General features: G+C 68.2%; 21 protein-coding genes. 11 read left to right on the top strand and 10 right to left on the bottom strand.

The features are described 5' to 3' along the window. The first annotated feature begins 64 nt into the window (after window positions 1-64). The 8 genes from HNP47_RS07875 to HNP47_RS07840 all read left to right on the top strand — a co-directional run bounded on the left by HNP47_RS07875 (window position 65) and on the right by HNP47_RS07840 (window position 9231). Window positions 65-1603, top strand: coding sequence for a Do family serine endopeptidase (locus HNP47_RS07875; RefSeq protein WP_184279004.1), 1539 nt, complete (start codon window positions 65-67; stop codon window positions 1601-1603). 84 nt (window positions 1604-1687) lie between these two features. Continuing rightward, window positions 1688-2359: a response regulator transcription factor gene (locus tag HNP47_RS07870; RefSeq protein WP_017504381.1), complete on the top strand. Its 672-nt coding sequence runs from the start codon at window positions 1688-1690 to the stop codon at window positions 2357-2359. 139 nt (window positions 2360-2498) lie between these two features. After that, complete coding sequence (locus HNP47_RS07865) at window positions 2499-3920, top strand: ATP-binding protein (RefSeq protein ID WP_184279003.1); 1422 nt, start codon at window positions 2499-2501, stop codon at window positions 3918-3920. A gap of 146 nt (window positions 3921-4066) precedes the next feature. Beyond that, complete coding sequence (locus tag HNP47_RS07860; protein ID WP_184279002.1) at window positions 4067-6997, top strand: bifunctional [glutamine synthetase] adenylyltransferase/[glutamine synthetase]-adenylyl-L-tyrosine phosphorylase; 2931 nt, start codon at window positions 4067-4069, stop codon at window positions 6995-6997. A 47-nt stretch (window positions 6998-7044) separates the two neighbouring features. Next, window positions 7045-7686 carry an EF-hand domain-containing protein gene (locus HNP47_RS07855; RefSeq protein ID WP_221414940.1) on the top strand — a complete coding sequence of 214 codons (642 nt, stop codon included), beginning with the start codon at window positions 7045-7047 and terminating at the stop codon, window positions 7684-7686. A 65-nt stretch (window positions 7687-7751) separates the two neighbouring features. Next, window positions 7752-8324, top strand: a complete 573-nt coding sequence (locus HNP47_RS07850) for an RNA polymerase sigma factor (RefSeq protein ID WP_184279000.1) — start codon at window positions 7752-7754, stop codon at window positions 8322-8324. Then, window positions 8321-8722, top strand: coding sequence for a hypothetical protein (locus HNP47_RS07845; RefSeq protein ID WP_184278999.1), 402 nt, complete (start codon window positions 8321-8323; stop codon window positions 8720-8722). The genes HNP47_RS07850 and HNP47_RS07845 overlap by 4 nt, the downstream gene beginning before the upstream one ends. Further along, window positions 8719-9231 carry a periplasmic heavy metal sensor gene (locus HNP47_RS07840; RefSeq protein WP_184278998.1) on the top strand — a complete coding sequence of 171 codons (513 nt, stop codon included), beginning with the start codon at window positions 8719-8721 and terminating at the stop codon, window positions 9229-9231. Before HNP47_RS07845 ends, HNP47_RS07840 begins: the two co-directional genes overlap by 4 nt. Window positions 9232-9245: 14 nt before the next feature. Here the strand turns inward: HNP47_RS07840 and HNP47_RS07835 are convergent, their stop codons facing one another. Further along, complete coding sequence (locus HNP47_RS07835; RefSeq protein WP_184278997.1) at window positions 9246-9926, bottom strand: bifunctional 4-hydroxy-2-oxoglutarate aldolase/2-dehydro-3-deoxy-phosphogluconate aldolase; 681 nt, start codon at window positions 9924-9926, stop codon at window positions 9246-9248. A gap of 71 nt (window positions 9927-9997) precedes the next feature. Then, the gene (locus HNP47_RS07830; protein WP_184278996.1) at window positions 9998-10864 is read right to left on the bottom strand and encodes an alpha/beta hydrolase; all 867 of its coding nucleotides are present in this window, start codon (window positions 10862-10864) and stop codon (window positions 9998-10000) included. Here HNP47_RS07830 and HNP47_RS07825 point away from each other — a divergent pair. After that, a complete protein-coding gene (locus HNP47_RS07825; protein ID WP_039244189.1) occupies window positions 10851-11108 on the top strand; it encodes an Lrp/AsnC ligand binding domain-containing protein in 258 nt (85 codons plus the stop codon). The genes HNP47_RS07830 and HNP47_RS07825 overlap by 14 nt on opposite strands. Here HNP47_RS07825 and HNP47_RS07820 read toward each other — a convergent pair. Next, entirely contained in the window at window positions 11105-11608 is a 504-nt protein-coding gene (locus HNP47_RS07820; protein ID WP_045811869.1) for a hypothetical protein, read from the bottom strand. The two genes, HNP47_RS07825 and HNP47_RS07820, sit on opposite strands and share 4 nt — an antisense overlap. 115 nt (window positions 11609-11723) lie before the next feature. Here HNP47_RS07820 and hmgA point away from each other — a divergent pair, with 115 nt between their 5' ends. Then, the gene (gene hmgA / locus HNP47_RS07815) at window positions 11724-13019 is read left to right on the top strand and encodes a homogentisate 1,2-dioxygenase (protein WP_184278995.1); all 1296 of its coding nucleotides are present in this window, start codon (window positions 11724-11726) and stop codon (window positions 13017-13019) included. Beyond that, complete coding sequence (locus HNP47_RS07810) at window positions 13016-13378, top strand: hypothetical protein (RefSeq protein ID WP_184278994.1); 363 nt, start codon at window positions 13016-13018, stop codon at window positions 13376-13378. Before hmgA ends, HNP47_RS07810 begins: the two co-directional genes overlap by 4 nt. A gap of 80 nt (window positions 13379-13458) precedes the next feature. Here the strand turns inward: HNP47_RS07810 and HNP47_RS07805 are convergent, their stop codons facing one another. The 7 genes from HNP47_RS07805 to hisF form a co-directional block, all read right to left on the bottom strand. Then, window positions 13459-13764 carry a hypothetical protein gene (locus HNP47_RS07805; RefSeq protein ID WP_184278993.1) on the bottom strand — a complete coding sequence of 102 codons (306 nt, stop codon included), beginning with the start codon at window positions 13762-13764 and terminating at the stop codon, window positions 13459-13461. Window positions 13765-13854: 90 nt separating this feature from the next. Further along, window positions 13855-14826, bottom strand: a complete 972-nt coding sequence (glk, locus tag HNP47_RS07800; RefSeq protein WP_184278992.1) for a glucokinase — start codon at window positions 14824-14826, stop codon at window positions 13855-13857. 31 nt (window positions 14827-14857) lie between these two features. After that, the gene (gene edd, locus HNP47_RS07795; RefSeq protein ID WP_184278991.1) at window positions 14858-16747 is read right to left on the bottom strand and encodes a phosphogluconate dehydratase; all 1890 of its coding nucleotides are present in this window, start codon (window positions 16745-16747) and stop codon (window positions 14858-14860) included. A 1-nt stretch (window position 16748) separates the two neighbouring features. Continuing rightward, the gene (pgl, locus tag HNP47_RS07790) at window positions 16749-17465 is read right to left on the bottom strand and encodes a 6-phosphogluconolactonase (protein WP_184278990.1); all 717 of its coding nucleotides are present in this window, start codon (window positions 17463-17465) and stop codon (window positions 16749-16751) included. After that, the gene (gene zwf / locus HNP47_RS07785; protein WP_184278989.1) at window positions 17458-18918 is read right to left on the bottom strand and encodes a glucose-6-phosphate dehydrogenase; all 1461 of its coding nucleotides are present in this window, start codon (window positions 18916-18918) and stop codon (window positions 17458-17460) included. Before zwf ends, pgl begins: the two co-directional genes overlap by 8 nt. Before the next feature lie 48 nt (window positions 18919-18966). After that, window positions 18967-19590, bottom strand: coding sequence for a bifunctional phosphoribosyl-AMP cyclohydrolase/phosphoribosyl-ATP diphosphatase HisIE (gene hisIE, locus HNP47_RS07780; protein WP_066552540.1), 624 nt, complete (start codon window positions 19588-19590; stop codon window positions 18967-18969). A 172-nt stretch (window positions 19591-19762) separates the two neighbouring features. After that, entirely contained in the window at window positions 19763-20530 is a 768-nt protein-coding gene (gene hisF / locus HNP47_RS07775) for an imidazole glycerol phosphate synthase subunit HisF (RefSeq protein ID WP_184278988.1), read from the bottom strand. Between the last annotated feature and the right edge of the window lie 23 nt (window positions 20531-20553).

The following is a 20553-nucleotide window of genomic DNA, read 5'->3' as shown; positions in this document are numbered from 1 at the left end:
GGCCTATATCAATCGCGTAACCGGCGCCCGTCTGGCGCTGGACAAGAGGATCGCAAGGACCACGATGCTGAAGCGCAAGGAGTTCATTCTCGGGGCCGCGGCCGGCCTGACCCTGGCGGCGGCGGCGACCGCCGGCGGCGTCATCAACTGGCCCGGCGCGCACGCGGAACCGCAGGCGGTGAACCGGATCACCCCGGTCCCGGCCAACGGCGACGCCTTCACGCCTCCGCCAGGCGCGCCCAGCAGCTTCGCGACCATCTTCGACCAGGTCTCGCCCGCCGTCGTTCAGATCGACGTGACGGTCAAGGTGGACCAGCCCCAGGGCGGCGCCTTCCAGATTCCCGGCCTGCCGTTCCAGTTCGTGCCGCCGCAAGGCCGTGGCGGTCAGGGCAATGACGAGCCTCAGACGACCCAGGGCGCCGGTTCGGGCTTCTTCATCTCGCAGGACGGCTTCATCGTCACCAACAACCACGTCGTCGCCGACGCGACCGAGATCAAGGTCAAGATGTCGGACGGCCGCGAACTGCCCGCCCGCCTGATCGGCCGCGATCCCGGCACCGACCTGGCGGTGATCAAGGTCGAGGGCAACGACTTCAAATACGTCAGCTTCGAAGAAACGGCCGAGCCGCGCGTGGGCGACTGGGTCATCGCCATCGGCAACCCCTTCGGCCTGGGCGGCACCGCCACGGCGGGCATCGTCTCTGCCAAGGCCCGCGACATCGATCCGTCGGGCTATAACGACTACATCCAGATCGACGCCGCCATCAACCGGGGCAACTCGGGCGGCCCGACCTTCGACATCCACGGCCGCGTCATCGGCGTGAACTCGGCCATCTATTCACCCACGGGCGGATCGGTCGGGATCGGCTTCGCCATTCCGGCAGAGACGGCTAAGGCGATCACCGAACGCCTGATGCGCGGTCAATCGATCGAGCGCGGCTATGTGGGTCTGGGTCTTCGCACCCTTAGCCCCGACGGTTGGGAAGCCCTGGGCCAGCCCAAGGACTTCAAGGGCGCTCTGATCGAAAGCGTGACCGAGGACGGCCCGGCCTCGCGCGCCGGCGTCCAGGTCGGCGACCTTCTGGTCGGCGTGAACGGCCAGGCGGTGGCGAACAGCCAGGAAGCCACCCGTCGGGTCGGCGCGGCCAAGCCGGGCGACACAATTCGCCTGGAAGTGATTCGTGACGGTCGTCGCCAGACCCTGAACGTGCGCTCAGGCACCCGTCCTTCGGAAGAGGAGCTCGCTGCGTCGGAAGAGGGCGGAAGCGCCAATCCGGGGCAGAGCCAGCCTGGTCAGGGCGACACGATCGAAGGGCTCGCCGTCACCGCGATCACGCCGGCCGCGCGTTCGCGCTTCAGCCTGCCGGCCAGCGTCAACGGCGTCGTGATCACCAACGTCGAACAGGGTTCGGCTGCGGCGCGCCTCGGCTTCCAGCCGGGCTTCGTCATCACCCGCGCCAATGATCGCAACATCACGTCCGCCGCCGATCTGCGCGCAGCGGTGGCGGCGGCCAAACAGGCGGGTCGTCCCAGCATCCTGCTGTTCGTGCGCACGCCGCAGGGCACCAGCCCGGTGCCGTTGAAGTTCGCCACCGGCGAATGATCGGCATTCTGACCAAGCCTTAACTCGTCAATCGCCGCCGATGCGCTACCATCGGCGGCGATTTTGATTCCGGGAGGGGTTTCGATGCGGATTCTGGTGGTCGAGGATGACGCCGAGGCGGCGACCGCCATGGTGCGGGGCCTGTCCGAAGCCGGACATGAGGTCACCCACGCCGTGGATGGCGCCTTTGGCCTGCTGGAATCGCAAAAAGGCGGCTACGACGTCTACGTGGTGGACCGGATGATGCCGCGCCTGGACGGCGTCGGCATGGTCGAGACGGTGCGCAAGGGCGGCGATCAGACGCCGGTCCTGTTCCTGTCGGCCCTGGGGGAGGTCGAGGATCGGGTCACGGGCCTGAAGGCCGGCGCCGACGACTATCTGGTCAAGCCCTACGCCTTCGCCGAACTGATCGCGCGGGTCGAGGCGTTGGCGCGTCGTCGCGAGACCGGCGGCGTCCAGACCGTGCTGAAGGTCGGCGACCTTGAAATGAACCTGATCGGCCGCACCGTGCATCGCGGCACGACCGAGATCGATCTTCAGCCGCGCGAGTTCCAACTGCTGGAGTTTCTGATGCGCCACGCCGGCCAGTCGGTGACGCGCACCATGTTGCTGGAAAAGGTCTGGGAATATCATTTCGACCCCCAGACCAACGTCATCGATGTCCACATCAGCCGCCTGCGCTCCAAGATCGACAAGGGCTTCGATCGCGCCATGCTGCAGACCGTGCGCGGGGCGGGATATCGGTTGGAGGCGTGACTTGAGATCCTCCCCCGCAATGCGGGGGAGGGGGACCGCCGGCACGGCGGTGGAGGGGGCGACCCCAGACACCGGCGCTGAAGCCGCCCCCTCCACCACTTCGTGGTCCCCCTCCCCCGTTAACGGGGGAGGATTCTAGGTGCGCCTTCCCTCCCTCCTTCGCCGCACGCCGTTTCGGCTGACGCTGCTGTTCCTGGCGCTGTTCGTAGCGGCGGCGGGGGCGATCCTGGCCTATGTCTATTTCGCCTCGGCGTCGGAGGCCCAAGGTCGGGCCAGGGCGGATGTGGAGATCGAGCTGGACGCCCTGACGGCGATCCACCGTACGCGCGGCATCGACGCCCTGAACCAGGCCCTGGTGGAACGCTCCATCCGGGGCGGACCGTATCTGTATCTGCTGACCGACAAGGCCGGAAAGACGATCACCGGCAACATCACCGAATCCCCGATCGACATCGACCTCAGCCTGCCGGCCGGCGCCAGCGACTGGGAGACCTTCCGCCTGACCGACACGGACGCCCAGGGCAAGGTCCAGCGGCGTCGCTCCATCGGGGTGATCACCACCCTGGCCGGCGGCGAACATTTGTTCGTCGGTCAGGACATCGGCGACATCGAGGCCTATCTGGCGCGCCTGACCCAGGCCCTGTGGGGCGCCATGGCCCTGGTCATGCTGCTGGGCCTGGCGGGCGGTCTCTACATCAGCCGGCGGGTCGAAAACGCCATGGCCGGGCTGAACCGCGTCGTGCAGTCGGTGCAGGACGGCGATCTGAAGGTGCGAGCGCCCGTGCGCCACACCGGCGATGAACTGGACGAATTGGGCCAGGGGCTGAACGCCATGCTGGATCGGCTGGAGGCGTCCATGGCGTCCATCCGCCACGCCGGCGACGCCATCGCCCACGACCTGCGCTCGCCTCTGACGCGGATGCGGGCCAAGCTGGAAGTGGCCCTGATCGACGCCGAAGCCGGCAAGATCGACGGGGTCGACGCCCTTTGCATCGCCCTGGACGAGGCCGACCATCTGCTGAAGACGTTCAACACCGTCCTGGCCATCGCGCGGCTCCAGGCGGGCGGGGCGCCGGATCCCAAGGTCATGGACGCCTCGGACCTCGCCGCCGACATGGCCGAGCTTTACGAACCAGCGGCCGAGGACAAGGACATCGACTTCTCGTCTGAGGTCGAAAAGGGGCTGATGATCGAGGGCAACCAGCCCTTCTTGGCCCAGGCCTTGGCCAACCTCATCGACAACGCCATCAAATACACCCCCGCCGGCGGGGCTGTGAAGCTGCGCGCGCGCCGCCGCTCGTCGGGCGAGATCGAATATTCCGTCACGGACACCGGACCGGGCGTGCCGGAAGAGGATCGCGAGCGCGTCGTCCAGCGGTTTGTGCGCCTGGACAACAGCCGCACCGAACCCGGCTCGGGCCTGGGGCTTTCGCTGGTCACCGCCGTCGCCGAGGCCCATGGAGGTCGGGTCGTGCTGGACGAAGGCCCCGGCGCCTATGGCGACTTCGGACCGGGGTTGCGGGTGGCGCTGGTGCTGCCGCCGGCTTCCGCAACAGGCTGATCTCAATATCTCCGCTCATCCCCGCGAAAGCGGGGACCCAGTTCCGTGGGCGGTAAGACTTGTGAGCGCGTCTTGGATCGTGGTCCAACACTGCGCCGACCGAAAGCACTGGGTCCCCTCTTTCGCGGGGATGAGCGGAAGATCTGATGCCTGAAACCAAAACCTCAGCCGCAGTCCCGTTGGTTGACAGCCTCGCCCCCGCCGGTCCGGTCACAAACGTCGCCGCCGCCGACCGCCTGCACGAAACCCTGATCCAAGCCGCCGACGCCGACGGCTGGCGCGATGCTCTGGACGCCGCGTGGCCCGCCCTGGCGCCTGTCGCCGGCGCCTCGCCCTATCTCGCCGGTCTGATGCGCCGCCGGCCCGCCCATCTGCGTCGTCTGCTGGAAGCTGATCCGGTGGAGGCGCTGGAGCGGATCATTCGCGACACGGACGCTCTGGACGCCGAACCGGACGAGGTGCGCGCTCCGCTACGCGTGCTGAAGGCCGACCTGCACCTGCTGACGGCGCTCGCCGATCTGGGCGGGGTGTGGGATCTGGTGCAGGTCACCGACGCCCTGTCCCGGTTTGCCGATGCCTCTTGTCGCGCCGCGCTGCGCGCCGTCGCCGCCGAACAGAGGGCGCGCGGCCGGCTGATCTCGCCGCCCGGCGAACCGCGCGGCCCCATTCCCGGCCTGTTCGGCCTGGCTTTGGGCAAACATGGCGCCAACGAACTGAACTATTCGTCCGACATCGACATCTCCCTCTTCTTCGAGCCGCGCCTGATGGGCCTGGCCCTGCGCGAGGGCGAGGAGATGCAGGACTTCGCCAATCGCGTCGGCAAGGGGATCGCCACCCTGCTGACCGAGCGGACGGGCGACGGCTATGTCTTCCGCGTCGATCTGCGGCTGCGGCCGGACCCGTCCTCGACCCCGCCGGTCGTCGCCGGGCCGATGGCCCTGGCCTACTACGAGAGCGTCGGCCAGAACTGGGAGCGGGCGGCCTTCATCAAGGCGCGGCCGGTGCTGGGCGACATGCGCGCGGCGGGCCGGTTCCTGAAGGCCATGATCCCCTTCATCTGGCGCCGCAGCCTGGACTACGCGGCCGTGCTCGACATCCAGTCGATCAAGAAACAGATCCACGTCCACAAGACGGGCGAGGGACTGCAGGCCGCCGGGGCCAATCTGAAGCTAGGACGCGGCGGCATCCGCGAGATCGAATTCTACGCCCAGACCCAGCAGCTGATCCTGGGCGGCCGCGATCCGGCTTTGCGCAAACAGCGCACGCTGGAGGCGTTGAAGGCTCTGGCCGACGCGCGCCATGTGCCCCAGGCGGTCTGCGAGGAACTGTCCGCCGCCTATGTCGAGCTGCGCGGGCTGGAGCACCGCGTGCAGATGCTCGACGACGAGCAGACCCACCGCCTGCCCGAGGATGCCGAGCGCCGCGCCGCCGTCGCCGCCTTGGTTGGGTCGGACGATTTGGCCGCCTTCGACGCCCGGGTCGAGGCCCTCCTGACGCGGGTCAACGCCCGGTATGGCGAACTGTTCGAGGGCGGCGAAGATCTGGACTCCCGCTACGGCAGCCTGGTCTTCACCGGGGTCGAGAACGATCCCGAGACGCTGGAAACCCTACGTCGCATGGGCTTTTCCGAGGCGCCGTCGGTCGCCGACACGATCCGCAGCTGGCACCACGGCCGCATCCCGGCGACGCGCACGGCGCGGGGGCGCGAACTGTTCACCCGCCTGGCGCCGCGCCTGCTGGAGGCCCTGGCCCGGTCCGGCGCGCCGGACGAGGCGTTCCGGCGTTTCGCGGTCTTCTTCTCCGGCCTGGCGGCGGGCGTGCAGGTCCAGGCCCTGTTCCTGAACCAGCCCAAACTGTTCGAGATGGTGCTGGGCGTCATGGCCTTCGCACCGCGTCTCGCCCGGACGCTTGGCCGGCAACCGGCGGCGCTGGATGGGGTGCTGGACGCCCGCTTCCTGGTCGATCTGTCCGAAGAGACAGGCTTGACCGAACAGATGCTGCGCGAGGCGGGCGAGACCGAGGAGTTCGAAGGGGCCATGAATGCCGTGCGCCGCCTGCACCGCGAGCAGATGTTCCGCATCGGCATCCACGCCCTGACCGGCCGGGCGGGGGCCGAGACGGCGGGCCGCGCCTACGCCGCGCTCGCGGACGCCGCCATGCGCACCTTGTCGCCCGCCGCCCTGGCGGAGACCGAACGGCTGGGCGGCGCCTTCCCCGGCGCGGTCGCGGTGGTCGCCTTGGGCAAGGCCGGCTCGCGCGAGATGACGGCCGGATCGGATCTCGATCTGATGACCCTGTACGAGGCGCCGCCCGAGGCGACCTCAGAGATCAAGGGCTGGACCGCCGATGTCTTCTACGCCCGCTTCACTCAGCGGCTGATTGCGGCCCTGTCGGCGCATACGGCGGAAGGTGGCCTCTATGAGGTGGACATGCGCCTGCGCCCCACCGGCTCCAAGGGGCCGGTTTCGGTGCGGCTGAAGGCGTTCGACGCCTATTACGCCAAGGAGGCCGAGACGTGGGAGTTCATGGTCCTGACCCGCGCTCGCGTGGTTTGGGCCAGCGATGCCGCCTTCGGCGCCCAGGTTTCGGCCGCCATCGAGGCCGCCCTGCGTCGCCCGCGTCCCGGCGTCGATGTCGCCGCCGATGTCCGAAAGATGCGTAGCCTTATGGATCGCGAGCGTCGCCCACACGGCTTCTGGGACTTGAAGCTCTCGCCGGGCGGGCAGGTGGACGCCGAGTTCGCGGCCCAGTTCCGCCAGCTGCAGGCCGCCGCTATCGGCGAGCCCTTGACCCTGTCGACGCTTGAGGCCCTGCATGACGACCCGGTCCTGGCCGAGGCCTGGCGCGTGCAGCAGCGTCTGGCCCATCTTCTGGCCGCCGCCTTCGAGGGGCGGGTCGATCCGGAGGGCGAACCCGGCGTCTTCCAGCTGCGCCTGGCCGAGGCCGCCGGCGCGCCGGACTTCGACACGCTGAAGACCGAACTGACCGACCTGCGCGCGCGGGCGCGAAAGGCCTTCGAGCGGGCGGTTCCAGCAGGCCGCGACGGAGAATCTGCACCGCCGCGTTCAATCTCCTGACAGGGCAATGTCAAAGGGCGCCAAACGCGCCCGTGGAGATGATCGAGATGAGAAACACCTTTCTGACCGGCCTGGGCGTCATCGCTCTGGCCGCCGCCGCCGGCGCCGCGACCGCACAGGTTCCCCCGGCTCCCGCCGTCGGCGCCCCCGCGCCGCATCATTCGCGTGCGGATCCGAACCGCCAGATCACCCGCGCCGAGTTCGTCGATGCGCGCATCGCGCGTCTGACCGCGCTAGACACCAACCGCGACGGCTTGGTCAGCCCCGAAGAGCGCGCCGCCGCCATGCAGGCCCGTCGCGCCGAACGCGCGGGCGACCGCTTCGCCAAGCTGGACGCGAACGGCGACGGCTCCATCAGCCGCGCCGAGTTCGACGCCGGCCATGCCGCACGCCCGGATCGCGGACCGCGCGCCGAACGCGCCGGTCATCGTGAGGGCCGTCGCGGCGGTGCGCATCACGCCATGCGCGGGCAAGGACGCGAACGCGGGCCGGTGGTGATCGCCGAAGCCTCTGCCAAGCTGGGCGAGCGTTTCGACAAGATGGATGCTGATCGTGACGGCGTGATCTCTGCCGACGAGCGCCGGGCGGCCATGTCCGCTCAACGCGCGGATCGCCAGGAACGCCGCGCGGCCCGCCAGACTCAGCATCAGGCGCAACAACCCGCTTCCCCCGTCCCGGCTTCGGAGTAAGACGGTGTCGGGGTCGGCCGTCGTGAACGCACCGGTCCCTTTCGTCAGCAGCGGAAGAGGCAGGTTTGGTCGCAATCGTCGACCCCGACGAGGATCTGGTGCGACGCGTGGGGCAGGGCGACCCGGCGGCGGCGCAGACGCTCGTCTCGCGCAAGCTGCCGCGCATCCTGTCGCTGGCCCAGCGCATGCTGGGCGACGCCGTCGAGGCCGAGGACGTGGCCCAGGAGACGATGCTCAAGGCCTGGCGTCAGGCGCCCAAATGGACGCCCGGCAAGGCCCGGTTCGACACCTGGCTGCACCGGGTCGCGCTGAACCTCTGTTACGATCGGCTGAGACGTCGGCGCGAAATCCCGACCGACACGCCGCCGGATTGTCCCGACGAAGGCCCGGCGCCGGATCGCGGTCTGCTGGCGGCCGAGACGGGCGTGCGGGTCACGGCGGCCTTGAAACGGCTGCCGGACCGACAGCGCGAGACCATCGTCCTGTGCCATTATCAGGAGTTGTCGAATATCGATGCGGCGGCCCTGATGGAGATTAGCGTCGAGGCGCTGGAGAGTTTGTTGTCGCGCGGTCGTCGCGCATTGCGTCTGGCCCTTTCGGACATCGGTCCGGGGTCGATTAGAGGAGACGGACGATGAAGGCGGAACGGTTGCACGCACTGGCGGACGCCTACGGCGCCGACCTGCGTCGGTGGCCCGCGTCCGAGCGCGCCTTCGCCCAAAGCCTGATCGCCGCCGATCCGTCGCTGAAGGCGGTGCTGGACGAGGCGGCCGCGCTGGACGCTCTGCTCGACGCCGCGTCCAAACCTGTCCCGTCCGCCGCCCTGACCGCGCGCATCCTTGCGGCTGCGCCCCGGGCGAAAAGCCGTCTGGGCAAGGCGATCTGGTACCTCGGCGCCGGCTGGGCCGCCGCGGCCTGTGCGGGCGTGGTCGCCGGTGTCGGCCTGACCACCCATTTGACCGCCGACGCGCGCGCCGATGCGGTGCTTTATCAATCCTCGCTGACGGGCGTGGATGACACGGAACTGCTGGGATGACGTCTAAGAGCCTGAAGATCGCCCTGGCCGTCTCAGTGGCCCTGAACCTGTTCGCCGTGGCGGGCGGGATCACCTATGTCGTCAATCACGACCGGATCGAACGCCGGATCGAGGACCAACGCCGACCGGGCCGTGAGGGACCGCTGGCCGAAGTGCTGGCCGATCTGGATCCGGCCGTGCGTCAGCGCGTGCGTTCCTCGCTGCGAGAATCGGCCCTGGCGGCGCGTCCTGATTTCGAGGCGGCCCGCGCCGCCCGGCGCGAAGCCATCGACGTCGCCGGTCAGCCGATCCTGGACGCGGCCCAGGTCGAAAGCCTGCTGGAACAGTCCAGAGCCGCCGAGATGCGGGGACGCACGCGCCTGGAAAACGGCGCGGTCGCCGTGCTTGCTACGCTGACGCCCGAGGAACGCAAGGCCCTGGCCCCGATCCTTCAGCGTAAGGGCGCCGCCCGTCGCGCCGCAGCTCACGGGCCGGATCACCGTCAGCCGGACGACCGCGCTCCCCGCTGACGGCGCTGGGGCGCTCAGCCCTTCTTGGACGCGCGGAAGGCGGCGACGGCGTTCACCGCCGCGCGCACCGACGCCTCGATGGCGGCCCAGTCGCCCGACCTCACCGCTTCATCTGTCACCAGTTTGGAGCCCATGCCCGCCGCGACGATGCCCGCGCCGAACCATTTGGCGATCGACGCCTCGTCCGGATCGACGCCGCCGGTGGGCATGATCTTGACCCAGGGCATCGGGCCCTTGACCGCCTTGACGAAGTCCGGTCCGCCGACCGACGAGCCCGGGAACAGTTTGACGATGTCGCAGCCCAGTTCGTGCGCCTCGCCGATGTCGGTCACCGACCCGCAGCCGGGGAAATAGGCCACCATGCGACGGTTGCAGACCTTGGCCACGTCGGGGATCAGGCAGGGGCTGACCACGAACCGCGCGCCCCGGTTCAGATAAAGCGAGGCTGTCCCCGCATCGACGACCGAGCCGATGCCCAGGACCACGTTCGGGTCCGTCTTGATCAGTTCGCGATTGATCTCGCCGAACAGGTCGCAGGCGAAGTCGCCGCGATTGGTGAACTCGACCACCGGCGCCCCGCCGCGCGCGCAGGCGCGAATGACGTTCAGGCTGACCTCGGCGTCGGGGTGGTAGAAGACCGGGCACACGCCCTGGGTCTGAAGCGCCTGAAGCACGCTGACGCGATCATGGGCCATGGACGGGTTCCTCTGCGATAGGTTCGCGTCCGACCTCCGCTGTCGCGGACGCAAGGTCAAGTCAAACCGCGTTAGCGACCCTGCGCCAAGGCAACCAGCCGCCTGACCAAGGCGCTGTCCGCGTCGAAAAGCGGATCCAGAACCGTGAAATGGTTCAGGTCGGGCAGGGGCTCGAAGCGTGCCTTCGCCCCGGCGTCGCCCCAGCGCGTGGCCATGGCGCGGCTTTGATCCACGAAGGCCGCGCTTTCCGCACCGCCGACAATGCAGTCCAGAACCGCGCCGGCGGGCGCCGGCCAACGGATCGGCGATAGGGCCTGGGCCTCGGCCCTATTCAGGTCCAGGGCGACGTTGAGCGACGTGGGGATCAGCGGCTCTAGATCGAACACGCCCGAGATGGCGACCGCCGCCGAGGCCCGCCCGTCCGCCAGCAGGCAGGCCGCCATATGTCCGCCTGCCGAATGGCCGCTGACGACGGGCGCGGCGCCGGTGCGGTCGCGGATCACGTCGACCGCCGCCCGCGCCTGATCGACGATCCGGCCCAGCCGCACGCTCGGCGCCAGATCATAGGTCGGGATGGCGACGCTAACGCCGTGGGTCAGCAGGGGCGGAGCCAAGAAGCTGAACCAACTCGCATCCAGCGCCTGCCAGTATCCGCCGTGCAGGAACACGACGACCGGCGCGCCGCCCCCGGCGTCGAACCAGTCAATCCGCTCGCGCTCGCCTAGGCCGTATTTCAGGACCTGGGGCGGATGAGCGGCACGGGCGATCTCTGATCCCGCCTTCCAGCGCGCCATCACGGCGGGATGGTCGGGGACCAGGGCGCGGTTGTTGTATTGCGCCTCCAGCACGGCGTCTGTGTCTTGCGGCTTACCCGTCACGTCTTCGTCCGCTAGAAGCGCCCTCGAACCAGAGGACTGATCCGCCATGATGACCGCCATCTTCGTCTTCATCAAATGCGAGCTGGGCTACGCCAACGACGTGGCGGCCGACATCGTGGACAATGTCGAGAACGTCTCGGAGGTCTATTCCACCTCGGGTCAGCACGACCTGCTGGCCAAGTTCAACCTGCCGCGTGACGCCGACATCGGCACCTTCGTGACGAAACAGGTCCAGACGCGGCCGCACGTGCGCGACACCTTCACCGTCATCACCTTCTCGCCCTTCCTGCCGAGCAAAGGCTAGGGCGCGGCCTTTCGCCTGACCTTGTCCTTGCGGTCCTCGGCCTCGTCGTCGTCGCCGACCTTTTCCTCGACCGTGGCCGACAGGCGCTGGAAGACGCCCAGGCCCACCAGCACCAGCACCGAGGCGATCAGAAGGGCGGTGGGATAGAGCAGCTGCGCCACGTCCTCGCGCGCCGTCTTGAACACCACCACCAGCGCTTCGAGGAACAGGGCGATGACGATGGTCGACAGGAACTTGGTCAGGCTGCGCCGGGCCTCGGCGGCGCTGCGTTTCTCGTTGCCGCGTCGAACCTCGTCCTCGAAGATGTATTTGGCCACGTCGAAGACGGCGATGGCGACGATGACATAGCCCAGCACGTCCAGAACCGCATCGGCGCCGGACTTGTCGGGCGAGCCGATGCCGTGCAGCGCATCCTTCACCCCGAACCCGATCAGGGCCATGGCCGCCAGCAACAGCAGCAGGCTGGCGAAGGCGAACACCGCCCGGGTCAGATAGGTCATGGAAATCCCTCCGCGAGGCCACAGCAACGCGCCAACCGCCAAGCTGTTGCCTGACGGGCAAAGGGTGACGCTGGCGCCGGGGACGGCTAAACGAGGGAGCATAGGGAGACACGACATGACGCGATCCAACGCGCCCGCCTACATGACCGGTTTCGGCAATCATTTCGCGACCGAGGCCGCGCCCGGCGCCCTGCCGGTGGGCCGCAACTCGCCGCAGAAGACGCCGATGGGCCTGTATGCCGAACAGCTGTCCGGCACGGCCTTCACCGCCCCACGGGCCGAAAACCGCCGCAGCTGGCTCTATCGCCTGCGTCCCTCGGCCCAGCATGGGCCTTATACCCCCTTCGACCAGGGCTGCGTCCGCTCCGGTCCGTTCGACGAGACGCCGCCCAATCCCAACCGGATGCGCTGGGACCCGCTGCCGATCCCGCAGGCTGCGACCGACTGGGTCGAGGGGCTGACGACCTATGGCGGCAACGGCGAACCGGACGGCGGGGCCGGGGCGGGCATTCACCTGTATGTCGCCAACCGATCGATGACCGACCGGGTCTTCTATGACGCCGACGGCGAACTGCTGATCGTGCCCCAGGAGGGGCTGCATCGCTTCGTCACCGAGATGGGCGTCATCGAGGCCCAGCCGGGTCACATCGTCCTGATCCCGCGCGGCATACGCTTCCGCGTCGAGGTCGAGGGGCCAGTGCGCGGGTATGTCTGCGAGAACTACGGCAGTCCGTTCCGTCTGCCCGATCTCGGCCCCATAGGCTCGAACGGCCTGGCCAATCCACGCGACTTCGAGACCCCAGTCGCGGCCTATGAGGATGTGGATCGCCCGACCGAGTGCGTCCAGAAGTACGGCGGCCGCCTGTGGGCCACGACCTTCGATCACAGTCCGCTGGACGTCGTCGCCTGGCACGGCAATCTGGCGCCCTGCCGCTATGACACGGCGCGGTTCAACACGATCAACACCGTCAGCTACGACCATCCCGATCCGTCGATCTTCACCGTCCTGACCAGCCCGTCCGAGGCGCCGGGCACCGCCAACATCGACTTCGTCATCTTCCCGCCGCGCTGGATGGTAGCCGAGGACACCTTCCGTCCGCCGTGGTTCCACCGCAACGTGATGAGCGAGTTCATGGGTCTGGTGACCGGCGCCTATGACGCCAAGGCGGGCGGCTTCGCGCCAGGCGGCGCGTCGCTGCACAACCGCATGAGCGGCCATGGCCCCGATCAGGCTAGCTATGACGGCGCGATCAAGGCCGAACTCAAGCCCCACAAGATCGAAAACACCCTGGCCTTCATGTTCGAGACGCGCATGCCGATCCGCGTCACGAAATGGGCGTCGGAATCACCGCAGATGCAGCTCGACTACGACGACGTCTGGTCAGGCTTCACCAAAGGACAGATCTCATGATCCGCATTTCCCTCATCGCCGCCGTCGCGCTTCTGGCCGCCGCCTGCTCGCTCCAGACCACGGGAGCGGCGTCGGATGCACCGATGCAGAGCGCCGACGCCGCGTCCTGCGCCACGCGCGGCGGCACGATGAAACAGGTCGGGCGGATGCAATCCTGGCAGTGCGTCATCAGCTACGCCGACGCCGGCAAGCGCTGCACCGACGGCGATCAGTGCCAGGGCGACTGCCGCATCGAGGGCAACAGCGGCGTGGCGCCGGCGACGGCGGCGACCGGCGTCTGCCAGGCGACCAGCGACCGTTTCGGCTGCAACACGACGGTCGAGGACGGCAAGGCCGGCCCCACCCTCTGCATCGACTGAGGTCGCAGGCACGAAAAAGCCCCCGTCGCAAACGACGGGGGCTGATCCATCCGTAAACGGATTTAGTTGGTCGCCAGACCTTAGTGGGTCGAAGGCGTGTTGGCCGTCGTAGCGCCGCCGTCGGCGTTGCCGGCTTGCTGCTCGACCATGTCGGCCTTGCGGTCGGCGTTCTTCTCGACCTGGTCGGCCTGGGCGTTCAGAGCGTCGGCCTGAGCAGCGGTCGGAGCGGTCGCGGCTTGCGATTCCAGTTGGTCGGCGCGGGCTTCACCCGTCGCTTCGATGGCGTCGGCTTGATTTTCAGCGGCCTTGTCGGCGGCGCTTTCACCGCAGGCGGCGACGCCGGCCAGCATGAAGACCGAAGCGGCGGCGATGGCGAACTTTTTCATGTGAGTTTCCTCTCCTAGGTGGAAACTCTCAAACGCTACGGTGACGGTTCGGTTCACGCCGCCGTGAGATTTTCGTGATCGCTCGTCGCGTCAGCCCTCCGACTGGGCGAAGGCGACCCGCGCAGCGCCCAGCAGGGCGGCGTGTTTGTGCATGATCACCTTGGTCGGAATGTCCTGCATATACTCCTTGAACCGGCCCTTGCGCTCGAACCGCTGACGGAAGGGGCTGGCCTTGATGAAGGGCAGGATGCGCGGAACGATGCCGCCGGCGATATAGACGCCGCCGCGCGCGCCGGTGGTCAGGGCGATGTCGCCGGCGACCGCGCCGAGGATGGCGCAGAAGCGGGCCAGGGTTGCGCCGCACGGGCTGTTCGGATCCGCCAGGGCCGTTGCTGTGATCTGAGCCGGATCGTCGATGTGGGTCTCGCGCCCATCGATCTCGGCCAGGGCCCGGTGCATGTTCAGCAGGCCCGGTCCGCAGATCAGCCGCTCAATCGACACCCGGTCATAGCGGCGACGCAGGATGCGCAGGATTTCGTCCTCGACCGGATCGCCGGGGGGGAAGCAGGCGTGCCCGCCCTCTGACGGCATGGCCATCTCCTTGCCCGCCGCATCGCGCACCAGGGCCGAGACCCCGAAGCCGGTGCCGGGGCCGAGCACCGCGGCGGTGCAGTGCGGATCGCCGTCGACCGGACCGCCCAGGCTTTCCAGCTGGTCTTCCGGCACGATGGGCGCGCCCCAGGCCAGGGCCTCGAAGTCGTTGATCAGCTTGACCGGCTTCAGGCCCAGGGTCTGAAGCTCCGCCTCCGACACCTGCCAGGGCGAGTTGGTCAGGTCGATGGCGCCGTCCGTGACCGGGCCGGCCACGGCGATCACGCCGCCCGTCGGCTTGACCTCGCAGCCGTCGATGAAGGCGGCGACGCCTTCGAGGAAGGTCGGATAGGTCTCGGCCGGGAAGCTTTCGTGGTGGTCCAGCACGGGCTTGCCGTCCACCATTCGAGCCACGGCGAAGCGGGCGTTCGTGCCGCCGACATCGCCGACGAGGAGGGTCTTGTCATTCATTTCAGGCGTTTCCTGCGCGCGGTTCGGTGGATCAGGCGTCCACGGTCCGGTCGACGAAGTTGGGGTTGGGCGGCGTGTCGTCATGACCGCGTGAGCCGGTCGGCACGGCGAAACAGACGGTCGCCCCCTGTTCGGCCGTGGTGACCACATGGCGGAAGGCGCCGAACAGTTCGCGGCCATAGCCCCAGGATGATCCCTCGGCGTTGGCGGCGGAACGGGCGGCGAGGGGACGGGCGGTCAGGTCGGCGATCCCGACCGTGGTCAGGACTCCGGCCTCGGCGTCCAGGCGGATGATGTCGCCGTCCTGCACATGGGCCAGGGGACCGCCGGCCAGGGCTTCGGGCGAGACGTGGATGGCGGCGGGCGTCTTGCCGCTGGCGCCCGACATGCGGCCGTCGGTGACGAAGGCGACCTTGAATCCCTTGTCCTGAATGACTGACAGGGCCGGGGACAGGCTGTGCAGTTCGGGCATGCCGTTCGCCTTCGGTCCCTGGAAACGCAGGACCACAACCACGTCGCGGAACAGTTTGCCGTCCCGGAAGGCTTGCAGCGCGTCTTCCTGGGTTTCGAAGACGGCGGCGGGGGCCTCGACGCTGCGGTTCTCGGGCTTGACCGCCGAGATCTTGATGACCGCCCGGCCCAGGTCGCCCTGGACGAGCCGCAGACCGCCCTCCTTGTCGAACGGGTTGGAGGCGGGACGCAGGATGTCCAAGTCGAGGCTTTCCGCGACGCCGTCGCGCCAGACCAGTTCGCCGTCCACCATCGACGGTTCCTGGAAATAGGCCTCGATGCCCTGACCCATGATGGTCGTGACGTCGGCGTGGATATGCCCGGCCTGGGCCAGCTCGCGGGCCACGAAGGCGACGCCGCCGGCGGCCTGGAAGGCGTTCACATCGGCCGAACCGTTGGGATAGACGCGGGCCAGAAGCGGCGTGACCGACGACAGTTCGTCCATGTCGGTCCAGTCGATCAGCACGCCCGCCGCCCGCGCCATGGCGACCAGGTGGATGGCGTGGTTGGTCGAGCCGCCGGTGGCCAGCAGAGCAACGATCATGTTGACGATGGACTTCTCGCTGATGACGTCGGCCATGCGGCATTCGCCACTGCGGGCCAGTTCGACCGCCCGCTTGGCCGCCGCCGCCGTCAGGGCGTCGCGCAGGCCGGTGTCGGGATGGACGAAGGCGGTGGACGGCATGTGCAGCCCGCCCAGCTCCATCATCATCTGGTTGGAGTTGGCCGTGCCGTAGAAGGTGCAGGTGCCGGGCGAATGGTAGCTGCCGATTTCGCTCTCCAGCAGGGTGTGGCGGTCCACCCTGTTCTGGGCGTACTCGGCGCGGACCCGGGCTTTCTCCGCGTTCGGAATGCCCGAGGGCATCGGACCGGCGGGGGCGAAGACGACGGGCAGATGGCCGAAGGCCAGGGCCCCCATGAACAGGCCGGGCACGATCTTGTCGCAGACGCCCAGCATCAGGGCGGCGTCGAAGGCGTCATGCGTCAGGGCCACGCCGGTGGACATGGCGATGACGTCGCGGCTGAACAGCGACAGCTCCATGCCGGGGCGGCCCTGGGTGACGCCATCGCACATGGCGGGGGTGCCGCCGGCGACCTGAGCCGTGGCGCCGACCTGACGCACGGCCTCGCGGACCACGCCGGGGAAGCGCTCGAACGGCTGGTGGGCCGAGAGCATGTCGTTATAGGCCGTGACGATGCCCAGATTGGGCTTGGACCCGTCCATCGCCGTCAGCTTGTCGGCGATGGTCTGGCCGGCGAAGGCGTGGGCCCAGTTGGCGCAGCTGAGCTTGGCGCGGCCGGTCCCGCTGTCGCGGGCGGCGTCCATGCGACGGATGTAGTCGGCGCGGGTCTCGCGGCTTTTTTCGACGATGCGGGCGGTGACGGCCGCCACGGTGGGATGAAGCGCCATTTCAGCCTTCCTCCGTCCACAGAACTTCAAGGGGAACGCCGGCGGCGATCAGGGCGGCGATGGGTTGGATCTTCGGATCGCCCTTGGCCTGCTCTTCGAAGACGCGACGCTTGGCGGCGCCCTTCAGGCCCAGGATCACCCGGCCCGCCGACATCAGATAGGGCAGATTGATCGACAGCCGTTCGATCGTCGGCGCCATGCCGTCGCGCCCATGCGGCACGCCCAGCACCGTGGGCTTCAGCGTCGGCGTCAGCAGGGTCTTCAGCGTCGGGCTCTCGGGGAACATGGAGCAGATATGGCCGTCCTCGCCCATGCCCAGCAGCACCGCATCGAACCGCCCGCCCGCATCGGCCAGGGCCTTGGCCGCCACGATGGCCGCCCGGTCCACGGTGACCTCGGGCGTATAGAGCGGGATGAAGCGGGCCGGCACCGCCTTGTCCTGAAGAAGCACGTCGCGGATCAGACGGGCGTTCGATTCCGGCGAGGTCTCGGGCACATACCGCTCGTCCACCAGGGTCACAGCAATTTTGGACCAGTCCAGATCGGTCGCCGCCAGGCGGTGATAGACGGGCGCGGGCGTCGAACCGCCGGAACCGGCGAACAGGGCCGCTCCTTTGTCGCGGATGGCGGCGCCCAAGGTCTCGGCCAGGTGCGCGGCGATGGCTTCGGCCCAGGTCTCGACGGAGGCGAAGGCTTCGATGGCGGGGATCTCAGACATCGGTCGTATTCCAGTCGCGGCCGGTCCGCATCATCAACATGTCGGCGCTGTCGGGGCCCCAGGTTCCGGCGACGTAGTCGTCGGGCTTCAGGCCGGATTCGGCCCAGGCCTCGGACACCTCATCCACCCATTTCCAGGCCTGTTCGGCCTCGTCGCGTCGCACGAACAGGGTCGAATCTCCCGCCATCGCATCCAGCAGCAGACGCTCATAGGCGATGCGGCGACGCGGCGGGGCGGCGGACTTGCCATCGACCCCCCACGACAGGCTCATCTTGATCGGCTGCAACTGCATGCGCTGATCCAGGCCGGGCCGCTTGTTCATCACCGTCAGCGAGATGTCTTCCTCGGGCTGAAGTTCGATGATCATCCGGTTGGCCTGCACTTCTCCACGGTCGTCGCGGTCGAAGATCGAGTGGGGCACCGGCTTGAACTGGATCACGATCTCGGTGCGCTTCTCGGGCAGGCGCTTTCCGGTCCGCATGAAGAAGGGTACGCCCGCCCAGCGCCAGTTGTCGATGTCGGCCCGAACGGCGACGAAGGTTTCGGTGTCCGACGGCTGACCGCGCTCCTCGTCATAGCCCTTGGCCGGCTTGCCCTCTGAGACGCCCGCCACATACTGACCCCGCACCGTGACGCGCTCGACCTCGTCCACCGTGACGGGACGCAGGGACCGCAGCACCTTGACCTTCTCGTTGCGCACCGAGTCTGGGTCCAGGTCGCTCGGCGGCTCCATCGCCACCAGGCACAGCAGCTGCAGCATGTGGTTCTGCAGCATGTCGCGCAGGGCGCCGTATTCGTCGTAGTAGGGCCAGCGATCGCCGACCCCCACCGTCTCGCCGATCGTGATCTGCACGTGGTCGATGGACAGGTTGTTCCACAGCGGCTCGAAGATCGTGTTGCCGAACCGCAGGGCGATCAGGTTCTGGACCGTCTCCTTGCCCAGATAGTGGTCGATGCGGAACACCTGGTTTTCGCTGAAGGCGTGGGCCACGGCGTCGTCGATTTCGAGGAAGGACTTCAGGTCGCGCCCGACCGGCTTTTCCAGCACGATGCGGCAGTTCTTTTCCGCCAGACCCGCCGCCTTCATCGCCGTGACGATGCGGGCATAGAGCGATGGGGACACGGCCAGGAAGGAGGTGACCTCGCCGTCGCCGACCTTGTCTTTCAGCGGCTTGAGGCTTTCGGGCGAGGTGGCGTCGACGGCGAGATAGTCCAGCCGGGCCTTCATCCGCGACCAGCTGGCTTCGTCCCAGACCTTGTCGGCTTCGGCGCGCGCCTTCACCGCCTCGTGCACCTTGGCGATATAGTCGTCGGCGCTCTCTTCCGAACGCGCGGCGCCGATGATCTTCAGCCCTTCAGGCAGAAGGCCGTCGTGTTCGAGGAAATAGAGCGACGGCAGGAGCATGCGCATCGCCAGATCGCCGCCGCCGCCAAACAGAATGAGAGCCGCCATGTCTTGTCCCTCGATGATCCCATTTGTCGGGACGCACGCCTTTACGGTCTAGCCGCTGTCTTTGGCCGCTTCCGCTCGCGAGGCCAACACGTCCAGCACGTCCTGAAACACCATGTTACGGGCATGGAGAAGAACAAGCAGGTGATAGATCAAATCCGCAGCCTCGCTGGCGAGTTCCTCGTCCGGGCCGGCGACGCCGGCCAGAGCGGTCTCCACGCCCTCCTCGCCGACCTTCTGGGCGATGCGTTTGGGCCCCTGTGCGATCAGTCGGGCCGTCCAGCTTTCGGACGGATCGGCGGCGGCCCGTTCGGCGATGGTGCGCTCCAGCCGGGCGATCCGACCCAGGCCCGGCGCGTCGGCCTCTCCGAAACAGCTTGTCCGGTTCAGGTGGCAGGCGTTTCCGACCGGCCTGACGCCCAGCACGATGGCGTCGGCGTCGCAGTCGGCCGTGATGGAGACGACGTGAAGTCGGTCGCCCGAGGTCTCGCCCTTCCTCCACCGCCCTCCGCGCGAGCGCGAGAAGAAGGTGGCCTCGCCGGAGGCGATCGTCTCATCCAGCGCCGCGCGATCCATATAGGCCAGGGTCAGGACCTGCAGCGTAGCGGCGTCCTGCACCACGACAGGGACCAGGCCGTCGCCCTTGGCGAAGTCGATGGTGTTCGGGTCGATCATGGTCATTGTTCCTGATCCTCCACCGCGTAGCGGGGGAGGGGGACCGCGCGTAGCGTGGTGGAGGGGGCGAAATCGGGCTGGATGTCGAACGTTTGGCAATGGAGCGCGGGTCCGCCCCCTCCACCGCTTCGCGGTCCCCCTCCCCCGTTCCGCTCCGCTTCTCGGGGGAGGATCATAAGCGCATCTCCAGACCCTTATCCTCCAGATAGGCCTTCAGGTCCGGAATGGCGATGGCGCCGGTGTGGAAGACGCTGGCGGCCAGGGCGCCGGAGACGTCGGCCTGCTCGAACACAGCCTTGAAATGCGCGGGCGCGCCGGCGCCGCCCGAGGCGATCAGGGGGATGGTCAGGCGTGCCCGTGCGGCGGACAGCTGCTCGATGTCGTAGCCGCGCCGAACCCCGTCCTGATCGATGCAGTTCAGCACGATCTCGCCGGCGCCCAGGCTCTGCGCCTCGTCCAGCCAGTCCAGGGTGCGCTTGCCGGCGAGGCGGCGCGCGGACGCGTCGCCGGTGTATTTGTGGACCACCCAGTCGCCGTCCTCGAGCCGACTGTCGACGCCGACGACGACGCATTGGCTGCCCAGCCGTTCGGCCATCTCGGCGATCAGTTCGGGCCGTTCCAAGGCGGGAGAGTTGATCGAGACCTTGTCCGCTCCGTGGTCCAGACAGCGCGCCGCCTGCTCCACGGTGCGAATGCCGCCGGCGACGCAGAAAGGAATGTCCAGCAGTCGGGCGATGTCCTTGATCCAGCCATAGTCCAGCGTCCGCCCCTCGGGACTGGCGGTGATGTCGTAGAAGACCAGTTCGTCGGCGCCCGCATCGCGATAGCGGGCGGCCAGCTCGGCCGCGTCGCCCATGTCGGTGTGACCGACGAACTTCACGCCCTTGACCACCCGGCCATCCTTCACGTCCAGGCAGGGAATGATCCGCCGGGCGGTCATTTGACCGCCCCGCTTGATGCAGG

It is taken from the genome of Brevundimonas vesicularis, from assembly GCF_014204545.1.
GTDB lineage: Bacteria > Pseudomonadota > Alphaproteobacteria > Caulobacterales > Caulobacteraceae > Brevundimonas > Brevundimonas vesicularis_B.
The sequence above is the reverse complement of the archived record's forward strand: the minus strand, read 5'-3'. Positions and strand labels throughout refer to the sequence as shown.